This window comes from Microbacterium meiriae (assembly GCF_040685015.1).
GTDB lineage: Bacteria > Actinomycetota > Actinomycetes > Actinomycetales > Microbacteriaceae > Microbacterium > Microbacterium meiriae.
Window position 1 is genome coordinate 564,254 of record NZ_JBFBHD010000001.1, and the last position, 12,458, is coordinate 576,711.

Annotated in this window: 15 protein-coding genes; 9 read left to right on the top strand and 6 right to left on the bottom strand. The window is 71.6% G+C overall.

Features of this window, described 5'->3' with window-relative positions; genetic code table 11:
* Positions 1–48: 48 nt before the first annotated feature.
* Both AB0N68_RS02930 and AB0N68_RS02935 read right to left on the bottom strand, forming a co-directional pair.
* Complete coding sequence (locus AB0N68_RS02930) at positions 49–1,374, bottom strand: flavin monoamine oxidase family protein (RefSeq protein WP_292797283.1); 1,326 nt, start codon at positions 1,372–1,374, stop codon at positions 49–51.
* 89 nt (positions 1,375–1,463) lie between these two features.
* Positions 1,464–1,838, bottom strand: a complete 375-nt coding sequence (locus AB0N68_RS02935; RefSeq protein WP_292797281.1) for a VOC family protein — start codon at positions 1,836–1,838, stop codon at positions 1,464–1,466.
* 113 nt (positions 1,839–1,951) lie between these two features.
* On the opposite strand from AB0N68_RS02935, the gene AB0N68_RS02940 reads away from it, so the two are divergent.
* From AB0N68_RS02940 to AB0N68_RS02950, 3 genes are all read left to right on the top strand, one after another.
* Positions 1,952–2,158 carry a hypothetical protein gene (locus AB0N68_RS02940; protein WP_025102541.1) on the top strand — a complete coding sequence of 69 codons (207 nt, stop codon included), beginning with the start codon at positions 1,952–1,954 and terminating at the stop codon, positions 2,156–2,158.
* 51 nt (positions 2,159–2,209) lie between these two features.
* Positions 2,210–2,644, top strand: coding sequence for a redox-sensitive transcriptional activator SoxR (soxR, locus tag AB0N68_RS02945; protein WP_060922707.1), 435 nt, complete (start codon positions 2,210–2,212; stop codon positions 2,642–2,644).
* A gap of 150 nt (positions 2,645–2,794) precedes the next feature.
* Positions 2,795–3,133: a DUF7882 family protein gene (locus AB0N68_RS02950; protein ID WP_292797276.1), complete on the top strand. Its 339-nt coding sequence runs from the start codon at positions 2,795–2,797 to the stop codon at positions 3,131–3,133.
* 39 nt (positions 3,134–3,172) lie between these two features.
* On the opposite strand, the gene AB0N68_RS02955 is transcribed toward AB0N68_RS02950, so the two are convergent.
* Positions 3,173–4,657, bottom strand: coding sequence for a serine/threonine-protein kinase (locus tag AB0N68_RS02955; protein ID WP_313366720.1), 1,485 nt, complete (start codon positions 4,655–4,657; stop codon positions 3,173–3,175).
* 96 nt (positions 4,658–4,753) lie between these two features.
* On the opposite strand from AB0N68_RS02955, the gene AB0N68_RS02960 reads away from it, so the two are divergent.
* Positions 4,754–6,154, top strand: coding sequence for a threonine/serine exporter family protein (locus tag AB0N68_RS02960; protein ID WP_292796158.1), 1,401 nt, complete (start codon positions 4,754–4,756; stop codon positions 6,152–6,154).
* 10 nt (positions 6,155–6,164) lie between these two features.
* Here AB0N68_RS02960 and AB0N68_RS02965 read toward each other — a convergent pair whose 3' ends face one another.
* Positions 6,165–6,680 carry a GNAT family N-acetyltransferase gene (locus tag AB0N68_RS02965; RefSeq protein ID WP_187662381.1) on the bottom strand — a complete coding sequence of 172 codons (516 nt, stop codon included), beginning with the start codon at positions 6,678–6,680 and terminating at the stop codon, positions 6,165–6,167.
* Between the two features lie 86 nt (positions 6,681–6,766).
* Complete coding sequence (locus tag AB0N68_RS02970; RefSeq protein WP_187662382.1) at positions 6,767–7,258, bottom strand: DUF1269 domain-containing protein; 492 nt, start codon at positions 7,256–7,258, stop codon at positions 6,767–6,769.
* A gap of 167 nt (positions 7,259–7,425) precedes the next feature.
* On the opposite strand from AB0N68_RS02970, the gene AB0N68_RS02975 reads away from it, so the two are divergent.
* Complete coding sequence (locus tag AB0N68_RS02975) at positions 7,426–8,256, top strand: putative endonuclease domain-containing protein (protein WP_232089099.1); 831 nt, start codon at positions 7,426–7,428, stop codon at positions 8,254–8,256.
* 72 nt (positions 8,257–8,328) lie between these two features.
* On the top strand, positions 8,329–8,673 hold the full coding sequence (locus tag AB0N68_RS02980) for a hypothetical protein (protein WP_187662384.1): 345 nt from the start codon (positions 8,329–8,331) through the stop codon (positions 8,671–8,673).
* Here AB0N68_RS02980 and AB0N68_RS02985 read toward each other — a convergent pair.
* Positions 8,611–9,354, bottom strand: coding sequence for a metal ABC transporter ATP-binding protein (locus AB0N68_RS02985; RefSeq protein WP_259954030.1), 744 nt, complete (start codon positions 9,352–9,354; stop codon positions 8,611–8,613). The two genes, AB0N68_RS02980 and AB0N68_RS02985, sit on opposite strands and share 63 nt — an antisense overlap.
* Positions 9,355–9,409: 55 nt before the next feature.
* Here AB0N68_RS02985 and aztB point away from each other — a divergent pair, with 55 nt between their 5' ends.
* The 3 genes from aztB to aztC are packed head-to-tail and all read left to right on the top strand — an operon-like array spanning position 9,410 to position 12,454.
* On the top strand, positions 9,410–10,288 hold the full coding sequence (aztB, locus tag AB0N68_RS02990; RefSeq protein WP_292796151.1) for a zinc ABC transporter permease AztB: 879 nt from the start codon (positions 9,410–9,412) through the stop codon (positions 10,286–10,288).
* 20 nt (positions 10,289–10,308) lie between these two features.
* Positions 10,309–11,535, top strand: coding sequence for an ABC transporter (locus AB0N68_RS02995; protein ID WP_292796148.1), 1,227 nt, complete (start codon positions 10,309–10,311; stop codon positions 11,533–11,535).
* A 1-nt stretch (position 11,536) separates the two neighbouring features.
* Positions 11,537–12,454 carry a zinc ABC transporter substrate-binding protein AztC gene (gene aztC / locus AB0N68_RS03000; RefSeq protein ID WP_292796144.1) on the top strand — a complete coding sequence of 306 codons (918 nt, stop codon included), beginning with the start codon at positions 11,537–11,539 and terminating at the stop codon, positions 12,452–12,454.
* Positions 12,455–12,458 lie beyond the last annotated feature (4 nt).

The window sequence follows — 12,458 nt, forward strand, 5'->3', positions numbered from 1 at the left end:
GGTTGACCGGGGACACGGCGACGGCCACACTGCCGATGCGCCGGGGCGTCATCCCTGCGTCCAGAGCCGTTCGATCGGTACCGTCCGTCCGAGAATGCGCTCGGCCGCGCGATGCCCGGAGAACACGGCCGCCGGCACGGTCGCCGGGTCGTCGGTCCAGGTGGCTTCGCCCGCCAGGTGCAGCACGCCGCCGACCGGGGTGGCGAGGTCGTCGTGATCCGCGGTGGTCGACCCGACCGTCATGTACGCGTACGACCCGTGCGCGAACGGATCGTCCTGCCAGGCCGTACGATGCAGGCCGATCGGATCCGGGATCCCGTCCCCGTACAGCCGGCGGAGCTGGACCATGATCGAGGCCTGCACCTGGTCGTCGCTCCAGTCCCTCGTCGCGACGGCCGCGGGCCCTGCGGCGAAGGTGAGCAGGAGCGGCTCGTCGTGCAGCGCCGTGAGGTCGTACCAGGAGTGCCACCACCGTGCCTCGGGCCCCTGCTGCCGGAACGCGTAGACCCCGTCTTCCCAGAACCGGGTGGGGAACCGCAGGAAGACCTTCTCGAAGGCGTTCATGCGCAGCCGTCCCAATGCCTCGGCGTTGACGGGCGGCAGCGGAGGGACGATCTCCATGGTCCCGGACTGCAGCACGCCGACCGGGACCGTGACGACCGTCGTATCGCCGGAGAAGTCCCCGCGCGAGGTCCGCGCCCAGACGCCGTCCTCGCTCCAGTCGACGCGGGTGACGATGTGCTCCAGCCGGACGTCCAGCCCTTCGGCGAGGCGCTCCGGGAGCACCCCGTACCCGTCCGGGAACACGACCTCGTCGCCCTCGATCGCGTCGTCGTCGAGGCCATGCGCGGCGAGGTCCTCGATCCACGCCCCGTACTGCTCCTCGGCGCGATGCTCCAGGTATTCACGCACTCGCTGTGCGCGGTCCGCGCTCCACTGCCGGCGTGAGAGCACCTGGTCCGTGACGTCGCGGTAGGAGGCCTCGGGGCCGGAGGCGGCGATGACAGCCGGCAGCGCCTCGTCCACCGCGTGGACATCCGCGGCGAAGGCGCGCGCCTCCTCCGCCGAGAGCGGGCGACCGTCGGGACCGTGATACGCGATCGGCCGGCTGTCCACCTGGAACCCGCCGACGGTGAACTCCACGGTCCGCATGCCGAAGGCCTCGGCGGCGGCAGCCACCGGACTGCCGTCGACACCGTGGATCCACGAGGCGCCGAGATCGACGATGCCGTCGGTCCGGTCCGTATGCACCCGGCCGCCGACCCGGTCGCGCGCTTCGAGCACCACGACCGTCCGCCCCTCGCCCTGCAGCAGCCGCGCAGCGGTCAAGCCCGCCATGCCCGCGCCCACGATCACCGTGTCGACCTGCTCCATGCGCCCCTCCTCGCAGCCCCGCCGCACGGAGCCGTGCCCCGACGATAGCCCAGGCGGGCGGGCATCGACAGGGTGGCGGGGCCTCTGCGTCAGGCGGCGTGCTGGATGACCCCGAGCAGGGTCCCGTCAGGGTCGAAGAACTTCAGGAAGAGAGCGAAGCCGCCGTCGTCGAAGCTCACGACATCGACGCCCTCTGCCGCGAACCGCTCCGCGAGGGCGTGGATCTCGGTCGTGCGCAGGAAGAAGATCGGCCGCTCCTCCCCCGCCACCGTCAGCTTCATCGGCGCGTGCCCCGGCGCTTCCCAGAGCATGAGGTCCGGGCCACCCTCGGCCCGGAGCATGGCGCTCGTGCCGTAGTCGGTGAGGACGCGGAAGCCGAGCAGGCGCTGGTACCACGCGATGGACGCGGCCAGATCGGCGACGGGCAGCTGGATGTGGTCGAGTCCGGTGAGGACGGATGCCATGTGGGAAACCCTCCGTGGTCGTGTCCGTTCACCGTAGCGCCACCCACCGACCACACCGCCGACCGGATGACAACCCCCTGGGCGCTGCAGGCGGAACAGCGCACCCTGGGTCCATGAGCCACCACCCCGATGACATCAAGCAGCCCCTGGACCACCTCCCCCCGGCGGATGAGCGGGACAAGGCCGTCGAGATCGACGAGCCGCACTATCCGACGTCCGGCGCACCCGCCGACAGCCCGGACGTGACGCCGGAGACGGCGGCAGAGCCGGACAAGCCGAACCGCCACGGCGTGGACAAGCTTCCGCCCACGTCGCGCTGACCCGTTCCGCCCGTTCCTCAACTATTGTTGAGGTCTACGGAAGGGCGGCGGATGGAACCCGACGATCTCCTCCCGATCGGAGAGGTCACCCGACGCACGGGCGTCGCCCCCTCCGCGCTGCACTTCTACGAGCAGCTCGGTCTCATCGCCTCGACGCGCACGCCCGGCAACCAGCGGCGATATCGCCGACACATGCTGCGCCGGATCTCCATCATCGTCGTGGCCAAGCGCATCGGCATCCCGCTCAGCGAGGTGCAGGAGCTCTTCCAGACCCTGCCCGTGGACGCGCCGCCCTCGCACGGCGACTGGCGCCGCGTGGCCAAACGCTGGCGCGCCGAGCTCGAGGAGCGGCGGACGCAGCTCGAGCATCTGCAGCGCGAGCTCGCGGGCTGCATCGGTTGCGGCTGCCTGTCCCTCAAGGCCTGCCGCCTGCTGAACCCCGAGGACGCCTTGGGCGAGAACGGTCCCGGCCCTCGCCGCATCTGAGACCGGGGACCTCCGCCGCGACCGCTGGACGAAGGTGGGGTGTTGCGAATCCGGGATAGGTGAGACCGTAGAGATATCCCCACCAGCGATCAGCGTGGTTGCGCCTCTTGGCAACGGGTTCCTGTGGTGATGGAACGAAGGATCCATCCAATGGGCAAGTTCATCTACGAGGGCGGTCCGAAGGTCGAGATCGAGGACCGCGCTCTCACACATATCCAGCTCGTCATGATGACGAAGCTCCGGCGCGGAGAGCCGATGCCGTTCTCGTGGAAGGAAGACGCCTCCGTCGGCGGCGGCCGGACGACAGTCTGGGTGCACGCGAACGCGAACATCGTGTTCAAGTTCTTCGGCAGCAGGCCCCCGGCCATCAACCGGCGGTGGGTGGACGCTCTGGCGTACACCGCGAACACGACGAACGGCCTGTACCTGGTGCCGGAGCCGATCGAGACGAGCAGTGCCTCCCGGCAGCTCGCGGACCTCACCGTCTGACACCGGCTCCGCCGACGCGGAGGTCGCAGGCCCGAGGACTCAGTCCTCGAGGTCGGCGTCCTCCGCTTCCGCTTCCTCCGCCTCCTCCTGGGCCTTCTCCGCCTCCTTCTCTGCGCGCTCCTGAGCCTTCTCGGCCTTCTTCTGCGCGTCCTCCTCGGCCTTCCGCTGCTCCTCGGCGGCCTTCTGCGTGGCCTTCTCCGCGGCCTCCTGAGCCTTCTCCGCCTTCTTGTCGGCCGGCACGCCGGGCGCGGGTTCCGGTGCCGCGGGCGGAGCCTCGGCCGGTGTCGACGGCTCTTCCCCGTCTTCCGGGACGGTCACGGGCACCACGACTGCCGGCGTGGGCGATGAACGAGGGCTCGGCTCGGTGTCGACAGGCGTCACCGCGGGATTCGGGTTGAGTGCCCCCGCCGCCCAGAGCGTTCCGGCGACGGTGAGCGCCACCGCGACCGCGACCGCGCCGGTCAGGAGCCCGCGGCGCCGCCGGACGCGCTGCGTGCGAGGGGCCCGGGCGCGGAGCATCGCCCCCTCGGCAGACGGACGAACGGGAAGCACGCGGGTCTGCGTCGGGGGCGCGGAGGGGCCGGTCGGTGTCCGATCCGCGAATGCTGCGGCGGCGATGGGGGCCGGCACCGGCGGGCGGGGCGGCAGCGAAGGATCCTGTGCGAGCGCGGACACCGCCGCGAAGACGCCGGCGGCGCTCGGCCGGTCCTCGGGATCCGTGGCGGTCATCCGCTGGAGCAGCGCGGACCACGCCGGACCCACGGATTCCGGGATCGTGGGCGGCTCGATCAGGCGGGCCAGGGTGGCCCCGATCCCCTCCGCCTCGGCGAACGCGCGCTCTCCGGTGAGCGCTTCGCGCAGGACCAGCCCCAGTGCGTAGATGTCGGCGGCGGGCGCCGGCGCCGCGCCGTTCAACTGCTCCGGCGCCAGGTACGCCGCGGTCCCGATCACCGTCCCCGGAGACGTCAGCCGCGCCGCGTCCACGAGCACCGAGATCCCGAAGTCGGCGAGCTTCGCGCCCGATCGGCTCCCGGCGAGAGAGCGACCCGTGAGCAGGACGTTGGAGGGCTTGATGTCGCGGTGCACGATGCCCGCGCCGTGCACGACGTGCAGAGCCTCCGCCAGGTCGGCAGCCAGCGCCGCCACCTCGTCCGAAGGAAGCGGCCCCTGGGCGATCCGCGCCGCGAGGGTCGGCCCGTCGATGAACTCCATGACCAGGTACTCGGCCCGCCCGGGATGCAGCTGCGCGTCGTACAGCGTGACCAGCGCGGGATGGTTGAGTGAGGCGAGGACGGTCATCTCGCCACGAGCGCGCTCGGACGCGGCCCCCTCCTCCGTCTCCGCACGCAGCATCTTGATGGCCACTGTGCGCCCGAGCAGCGAGTCCTCGGCGCGGTACACCCGCGCCATCCCGCCCTGCCCGACGCACTCCCGGAGGTGGTAGCGACCATCGAGCAGCGCCTCCGTGGGAAGCGAGTCATCCGTCATCGTCGAGTCCTCCTGCCACGGCGTCGGGAGCGCCACGGCGAGGCCACTCTAAGAGCGTGGCCGGAGGTCGTCTCGGGCCTTGACAGCGGGGCGGTCGATCGGGAGGTCCTCGCCCGCGGGAGAATGGGACATATGCCCGCGCGTTCCCCTCAGCGACTGCTCCACTCCGTCCGCCGGCTGCTGCACACCGATCCGTCCACCGTCGCCCACACCGAGGCGATGCCCGTGATCGACGAGCACACCGTCCCGCGGGTCCTCGATCTCGCGACGCGCATCGGGGAGTCGATGTTCGCGGTCGGCGCCTCCGCCCACGAGGTCACGCTCGCGATCACCCGCGTGTGCGAGGCCTATGGACTCAAGGGCGTGCAGGTCGACGTGACCTACAACTCGATCACGGTCTCCTTCCACCTCAGCGGGGAGGTGTGGCCGGAGACCCTCGTCCGCGTGGTCCGCGTCGCCGCCCCGGACCACGCCAAGCTGCAGCGCGTGCAGGCGCTCGTGGCCGACATCGACGGCGGCCTGGACCTGGAATCCGCGCGCACCGCCTTCCGCGTCATCCGCCGCGTGCCCTTCCGCTATCAGCAGCCCGTGGTGATCGTCGCACGGACGCTCCTCGCGGTCGGGGTGAGCATCATGCTCGGGGCCTCTCCGCTCATCGTGGGTCTCACGTTCGTCGCGGCCCTGGGGGCGGCGCTCACCCAGGCGGGCCTCGCCCGACTGCGGGTGCCGCTGTTCTTCAGCCAGATCGCCGGGGGCCTCGTCACCACGGTCGTCGCGGTGGCGGTCTCGGCGCTCGGCAGCGCGGGGATCGAACCGTTCGTCGGCATCCGTCCGTCGATCATCGTCGCCTCGGGCATCGTGCTCATGCTCGCCGGGCTCACCGTGGTGGGCGCGGCGCAGGACGCCATCGACGGCTTCGCACTCACCGCCGGCGGGCGCATCCTCGACCTGACGATGCAGACGCTCGGCGTGGTGATCGGCATCCTCGTCGGGCTGGAGCTCGGTGGCGTGCTGGGCTTCACGATGGAGCTCCCGGACGACCCGGCGCCGTTCGGACCCCTGCTCAACCAGTTCGCGGGGGCCATCATCATCGCGGTCGCGGTGGCCGTGTTCAACGGCGCCGGGATCCGCATCATCCTCGTCAGCGCCCTGCTCAGCGCCGTCACCCTCGCCGGGTACGCGGGCACCGTCGCGCTCCAGCTGCACCCGGCCGCGGCGAGCGCGGTCGGAGCATTGCTGGCGAGCTTCATCGGCATGCTCATCGCACACAACCTGCACGTGCCCTCGGTCGCGGTGACGACGGCGGCGATCGTCCCGCTCGTCCCCGGCGTCGCGGTCTTCCAGGGCCTGCTCGAGGTCGTGCACGCGGCGGGCACCTCCACCGGGATGCTGACCGTGGGCGGATCGCTCATCGACGCCGCCGTGATCGGCATCGCCCTCGCCTCCGGCGCCTCCCTCGGGCTCTACCTCGGAACGCCGGTGCGGGCGACTCTCGCCGGGGTGGCGAAGACCAGGGCGCGCGTGCGCCGCTGACCCGACGGCGTCATCCCGTCGAGGAGTCGGCGGCGAGGTCGAGCACCCACTCGTTGACCGTGAGCTCGGCCCCGCGGAAGTCCTCCGTGATCGTTCCCCGGCGAGTGAACCCGCCGCGACGACACACGGCGTTCGACGCGGGGTTGTCGACCGCGGGGAACGCGAGCAGGAGCCGCCCGTCCCCCACTCGACCACGGAGCACGTCGACGAGCAGAGCGAGAGCGCGGGCGGCCACCCGCCGGCCCTGCGCGGCAGGCAGCACGAACCAGCCGGTCTCCCACGCGGGCTCGTCCTGCCATGTGATCCGCCACGCGCCGATCGAGCCGAGAGGCTGCCCCTCGTCGTCGATGATCGCGAACATCAGGGCCTCGCCGTCTGCGACGAGACGCAGGTACCTCTCGTGACGCGCCTGCACCTCCGCCGCGCTCTCCGGCCCGTTGAGGTGCACCGTCATCTCCGGGGTGTTCGCCGCCCGCAGGAGAGGGAGATCGTCGGCCGACCAGGGCCGGAGGCTCAGTGTGTCCACGCGCGCAGCCTTGCACGCCCCACCGACACCGGAGACGACGATGCGCCCGCCGCGGGCGGATCCACGGCGGGCGCATCAGTGGGCGGTCAGTGGCCGCCGAGGTCCCTGACCAGCTCGGCCTCGTCCTCCTTGGACAGCGAGGTCTGCACGACGGTGCCGTTGTACGGGGCGAGCGCCTCGGCGAACTTGTCCTCCGTGAGCTTGAGGGCGTAGATGACGACGGCCGACTTGCCGGCCGTCACGGTGGCCTTGACCCGGTCGCGGAACTCGGCGTCGATGCCGGTCTTGTCGAGACCGGAGAACAGGGCCCCGAGCAGGCCGCCGAACACCAGGCCGGCGACCGGGATGAAGAACAGGATGCCGATCAGCGCGCCGAACAGGGCACCAGACGCGACGCCCAGGCCGATCCTGCTCCCGGCGCCCGGGTACTCCACCTTCGTCTTGCCTTCCCCGTCGACCTTCACGAGCGCGAGGCCCGCGAGCTCGACGACGAGGTCGTCCTGCAGGGCCTGGACGCGGTTGTAGGCGCCCTCCGCGTCGCTCTCGGTGTCATAGGAGATGACGATCAGTTCAGCCATGGTTTCCTGCTTTCGGTTGCGGTCGGAGATGCTCTCCACGCGCGCAGAGGCACCGGTCTTCGCCACCGACCCTAGGCGCGCCCCTGGGGACACGACAGAGCGGCGAGCGAGGTTCACCCTGGTGACTCCGCGCGGCGATGTCCGTGGCCTGGCCTACGGTCGCTGTCGTGCCCGAGTCCGTGCAGCAGTGGTGGGCGAGACGGCAGTTCTCGCGCGGACTCGACGTGCCTTACGCGGTCGGGACGTACCGGGCGGCGTGGGCGGCTTACCCCGAGCTCATCCGGCAGTACCACCCGGAGCTCAACCACGGCATCGTGCTCTCGCAGATCCCGCTGGCCGCCGATGTCCTGCTCTGCTGGGAGTGCGCCGTCGGGCACCTGTTCGCGGCGACGCCGACCGAGCAGCGCGAGCGTCCGGGGCGGGTCCGACGGCGCTCGTCCTGGTGTCCGGAGTGCGCGGCGCTGGCGCGGCCGCAGCCGGTGATCCTCGGAGAGGCACGTGCGCTCCCCGCCCGTCCGAAGAAGCCGGCACCGGCGCTCTGCACCAAGACTCCTGCGCTGCCGACGGGAACCGCGTTCCTGAGCGCATGCGCTCCGAAGCCGGCCTCGGCGGCGGAGGGGAAGCTCCGGCAGGCACTGGCCGAACGGCTGGTGTTCCCCGACGAGCTCAACGCGATCAAGGTCGGGCGGCCCTTCTTCCGGCATACGGAGGTGTGGCCCGACATCCTGCTCCCCGAGCTGCGCATCGCGGTCGAGTACGACACGGTCGGCCGGCACGGGCTGGAGCACGTCGGCAAGCGGGAGGAGACGGACCGCCGGAAGGACCGCGCGGTCCGCAGCGCCGGATGGGAGGTCGTCCGGCTGCGCATGGGGAAGCTGGAGCCCCTGGGCCCGTTCGACCTTCCCCTCGCCTCCGTGGGCACAGCCGGGATCACCCGGCTCATCGACCGGCTCCGCGACATCCGCGGCGCCCTGATGGTCGACGCCTATCTGCGCTGAACCGCTTATCCCCTGCTCGAGGATCGACGCAACCCCCGTGCCGGAGGGTGCCGACGACGACAAGATGTCCTCATGAAACTCGTCTCCTACGCCGGCCAGCAGCTCCTCACCTCTGACGACGTCGCCGAGACGCTCCTCACCCTCGCGGCCGCGATCGCCAGCGAGGGCGAGTCCGAAGCGGTGGAGATCCCGATCCTCCTGGACGGGGAGAAGGACTGGGCCGATCTGCTCGTGGGTGTCGGCAACGATGTGCTCGTGAGCCCCCACCACACCGCGGACCCCGAACCCGACTTCGCGACGGAGGTCGACGAGCTGCGCGCGCATCGCCACTTCCCGAAGACCACGGGCGATTCGTCATCGCGCGGAGACATCGACATCCCCGCACTCTCCGACTTCGACATGGGGCACGGTCTCTGACCGCACCGCCGTGCGCGCGTCCCGGCGACGCGGATCTGCCTGCCGCACCCCGTCGAGGAGGGCGATCCCGTGGTCGGCCGCCGCGATCAGCCCGGCGTCGTGCGTGACGCAGATCACGGTCGTTCCGCACTCGGCCTCCTCGCGCAGCACGGCCCGGATCCGCTGGACCGATTCCGCATCCAGAGCGGTCGTCGGCTCGTCCAGCAGGAGGACCGCCCCGCCTGCCGCCAGCCCCTGAGCCAGCAGCACCCGCTGCTGCTGGCCACCGGAGAGCTCCGCGAACGGACGACGCCTGAGAGCCTGCACGGCCGTGCGTTCCATCGCCGCCTCGACCGCGTGGCGCGCACGCTGATCCCGCCGCCGGAAGGCGCCGAGGCGCCCCCACGTACCCACCTCCACGACATCTCGCGCCGTGAGCGGCAGGCCGGGAGGCACCACGGCGCGCTGCGGCACGAAGGCGATCCGGCCCGTCACGCTCCGCTGCCCTCGCGTCGGTGAACGCACGCCGGCGACGACCTCGAGAAGGGTCGACTTCCCGGCGCCGTTCGGGCCGGAGACGGCGACGACCTCTCCGACTCCGATCGACAGGGTGAGGTCGCGCAGCGCATCGCGCTCCCCGAACCGCACGGAGACACCGTCCAGGCACACGGAGGGGTCGGTGGTCGATGAGAGCGTCGTCATATCTCCAGTTTATGAATTTGATAATCATTCTCAACTACGCATAGGCTCGCGTTCCGTGACCTCCTCGTTCTCCGCCCTCCTCACCCCGTTCACGCTCGAGTTCTTCCAGCGCGGGCTCCTCGGCGGCGCGCTCGTCGCGGTCCTCTGCGGGGTCGTCGGCACCTGGGTCGTCGTCCGAGGGATGGCGTTCCTCGGTGAGGCACTGGCCCACGGGATGCTGCCCGGTGTCGCGCTGGCGACAGTGCTCGGGGCTCCGGTCATCGTGGGCGGAGCGCTCAGCGCCGTCGCGATGAGCATCGGCATCGGCGCCCTGCAACGACGCGCCCGGCTCTCCTACGACACGAGCATCGGTCTGCTGTTCGTCGCGATGCTGGCTCTGGGCGTCATCATCATCTCCCACTCGGGGAGCTTCGCCACGGACGCGACGGCCATCCTGTTCGGCGACATCCTCGCCATCACCCGCGCCGATCTCCTCCTGCTCGCCGCAGCCGCGGCACTGGGAGTGATCGCCGCCACCCTCTGCCACCGACCGTTCGTCGCGCTGGCCCTCGACACCCGGATCGCGACGGTGCTCGGGCTCCGTCCGCGGTGGGCCCAGGCGGCCCTGGTCGGGCTGGTGACCCTCGCGGTCGTGGCGTCGTACCAGGCGGTCGGCTCGCTGCTCGTCGTCGGTCTGCTCCTCGCTCCGGCGGTCGCCGCCGCACAGTGGACGTCGCGGCTGCCCACGCGCATGGTCCTGGCCTCCGCGTTCGGGGTCGCCGCGGTCCTCGTCGGGCTCCTCGCGTCCTGGTACGCGGCCACCGCGGCCGGAGCGTCCGTCGCCGCCGCCGCGATCGGGCTCGCCGGCCTCTCCTGGGCGGTGCGGGCCGCCGTGCGCACACGGCATCCGTTCGCCGACCGGGCCGCCCATCCCGACCCTGCTCCCGCCTCCTGACCCGTCTCCGAAAGGTTCTCGTGCGCTCCCGCCTCCTGCCCCTCATCACTCTCGCCGCCCTCTCCCTCGCCCTCACCTCCTGCGCCGGTCCCGCGACGCAGAGCCCGGCCGCGCCCTCGACTCCCGCGGACGGGCACGGCGCGATCGCCGGAGCGGAAGAGGTCGCCGAACCGCAGCTCGGCCTCACGACCGTCGACGACGCGGGTCGGGTGACCCACCTCGACCTCCTGGATGAGAGCGTCACCGACATCGGTGCGGTCGCCGCCCCCGAGGGCATGGCCACCGATGGCCGGTACCTCTTCGCGGACACCGGCGACGGCGTCGAGGTCGTCGACAGCGGCGTCTGGACGTGGGACCACGTCGACCATTTCCACTACTACCGGGCGGAGCCCGCGCTGCTCGGCACGGTCGAGGGCGACGGCACGGCAACGGTCGCGACGACGAACAGCTCGACCACCGGCGGCACGGGGGTCTCCTTCTCCGGATCCGGTGACGCGGTCCTCCTCGATACGGAGGCCCTGTCGAAGGGGGAGATCCGTGAGCTGTTCCGCATCGAGCGCACTCCCCACGAGGGTCTGGTGGTACCGGTCGGGTCGTTCGCCCTCGTGACCGAGGACGATGGTGAGGCGGGCGGATCCGTCGTCGGCCACACGGCACACGGCGAGCGCACCGGGCTCCGGGAGAGCTGCGTCGCGCCGAGCGGCACGATCACGACCAGGGTCGGAGCGGTGATCGGCTGCGCCGACGGCGCCCTGCTGGCTCAGGTCGAGGACGGCGCCGTCGTCGTCGACCGCATCCCGTACCCGGAGGACGCGCCGGCCGGAGCCGTGACGTCCTTCCACAACCGTGAGGGGCGCCCCACGGTCGCCGGCCTCGCCGGGCCCACCGACATCCGCATCCTCGACACCCGGGCCCGGGCCTGGACCCTCCTCACCGCTCCGGCCCCACTCGTGCAGGTGACAGCCGTCGGCGATGAGGACGACACCCTGCTCGCCCTCGCGGAGGACGGCCGTGTGCTCGTGCTCAGCGCGCTCGACGGGGCGGTGCGAGCGGAGACGGCGCCGCTGGTGGCGGAGTCGGTGGCGGGGGGAGCCACCCCGGTCCTCATCGCCGACCAGCACCGTGCCTACCTCAGCGGCCCGGCGGAGCACCGGCTGTTCGAGATCGACTACGCCGACGGCGCCCGCGTCGCGAGGACCTTCGACACGACCGACGCCCCGGCCTTCGTCGCCGAGACGGGGCGCTGACATGCGCTTCCTCCGCGTTCTCACCGCCACGGCGCTCGCCGCGTGCGCCGCTGCCAACCTGACCTCCTGCGCCACCCCTGCCGACACGCGACCGGTGGTCGTCGTCTCGACGAACATCCTGGGCGACGTGGTCGGCGAGCTCGTCGGGGGTCAGGCTCGCGTCGTCACCCTCATGAAGCCGAACGCGGACCCGCACTCGTTCGAGATCTCGGCGCAGGAGGCCGCCACGCTCCGGGACGCCGACCTCCTCGTCTCCAACGGGCTCGGGCTCGAGGAGGGCCTGCAGCAGCATCTCGACGCGGCCGTCGCCGCGGAGGTGCCGTCCTTCGTCGCCGGCGACGCGATCGAGGTGCTGGACTACCGCGACGGCGACGCCGCGGGAATGCCCGATGCGCACTTCTGGACCGACCCCGCGCGCATGATCGACGTCGTCGATGCCCTGGAGCCCGCCCTGGCCGCGCTCGACGGGATCGACGCCGACACCCTCGCCGCGGACGTCGCCGACTACCGCGAGGAGCTCACGACGCTCGACGCCGAGATGACCGTCGCATTCGCCCGGATCCCGGACGAACGCCGGGCGCTCGTGACCAACCATCACGTCTTCGGCTACCTCGCCGACCGCTTCGATTTCGAGGTCGTCGGCGCCGTGATCCCGGGCGGAACCACGCTCGCGGCACCCTCGGCCTCCGACCTCGCCGACCTCGTGGGCGCCGTGGAGGACACGGGCGTGCCCGCCGTCTTCGCGGAGTCCTCCTCCCCCGACCGCCTCGTCCAGGCGCTCGCCGAGGAGGCCGACGTCCACGTCGAGGTGATCGAGCTGTTCACCGAGTCGCTCACCGCGGAAGACGGCGGCGCCCCGGACTACCTGACCATGATGCGCGTCAACACCGAGCGCATCGCCTCCGGTCTCACCCGTTGAGACC

Excerpts from the sequence above, each read along its gene's own strand:
- aztC (WP_292796144.1), top strand. The coding sequence starts at position 11,537 with ATGCGCTTCCTCCGCGTTCTCACCGCCACGGCGCTCGCCGCGTGCGCC.
- AB0N68_RS02935 (WP_292797281.1), bottom strand. The coding sequence starts at position 1,838 with ATGGCATCCGTCCTCACCGGACTCGACCACATCCAGCTGCCCGTCGCC.
- AB0N68_RS02930 (WP_292797283.1), bottom strand. The coding sequence starts at position 1,374 with ATGGAGCAGGTCGACACGGTGATCGTGGGCGCGGGCATGGCGGGCTTG.
- AB0N68_RS02950 (WP_292797276.1), top strand. The coding sequence starts at position 2,795 with ATGGGCAAGTTCATCTACGAGGGCGGTCCGAAGGTCGAGATCGAGGAC.
- AB0N68_RS02940 (WP_025102541.1), top strand. The coding sequence starts at position 1,952 with ATGAGCCACCACCCCGATGACATCAAGCAGCCCCTGGACCACCTCCCC.
- AB0N68_RS02970 (WP_187662382.1), bottom strand. The coding sequence starts at position 7,258 with ATGGCTGAACTGATCGTCATCTCCTATGACACCGAGAGCGACGCGGAG.
- AB0N68_RS02985 (WP_259954030.1), bottom strand. The coding sequence starts at position 9,354 with ATGACGACGCTCTCATCGACCACCGACCCCTCCGTGTGCCTGGACGGT.
- AB0N68_RS02960 (WP_292796158.1), top strand. The coding sequence starts at position 4,754 with ATGCCCGCGCGTTCCCCTCAGCGACTGCTCCACTCCGTCCGCCGGCTG.
- soxR (WP_060922707.1), top strand. The coding sequence starts at position 2,210 with ATGGAACCCGACGATCTCCTCCCGATCGGAGAGGTCACCCGACGCACG.
- AB0N68_RS02980 (WP_187662384.1), top strand. The coding sequence starts at position 8,329 with ATGAAACTCGTCTCCTACGCCGGCCAGCAGCTCCTCACCTCTGACGAC.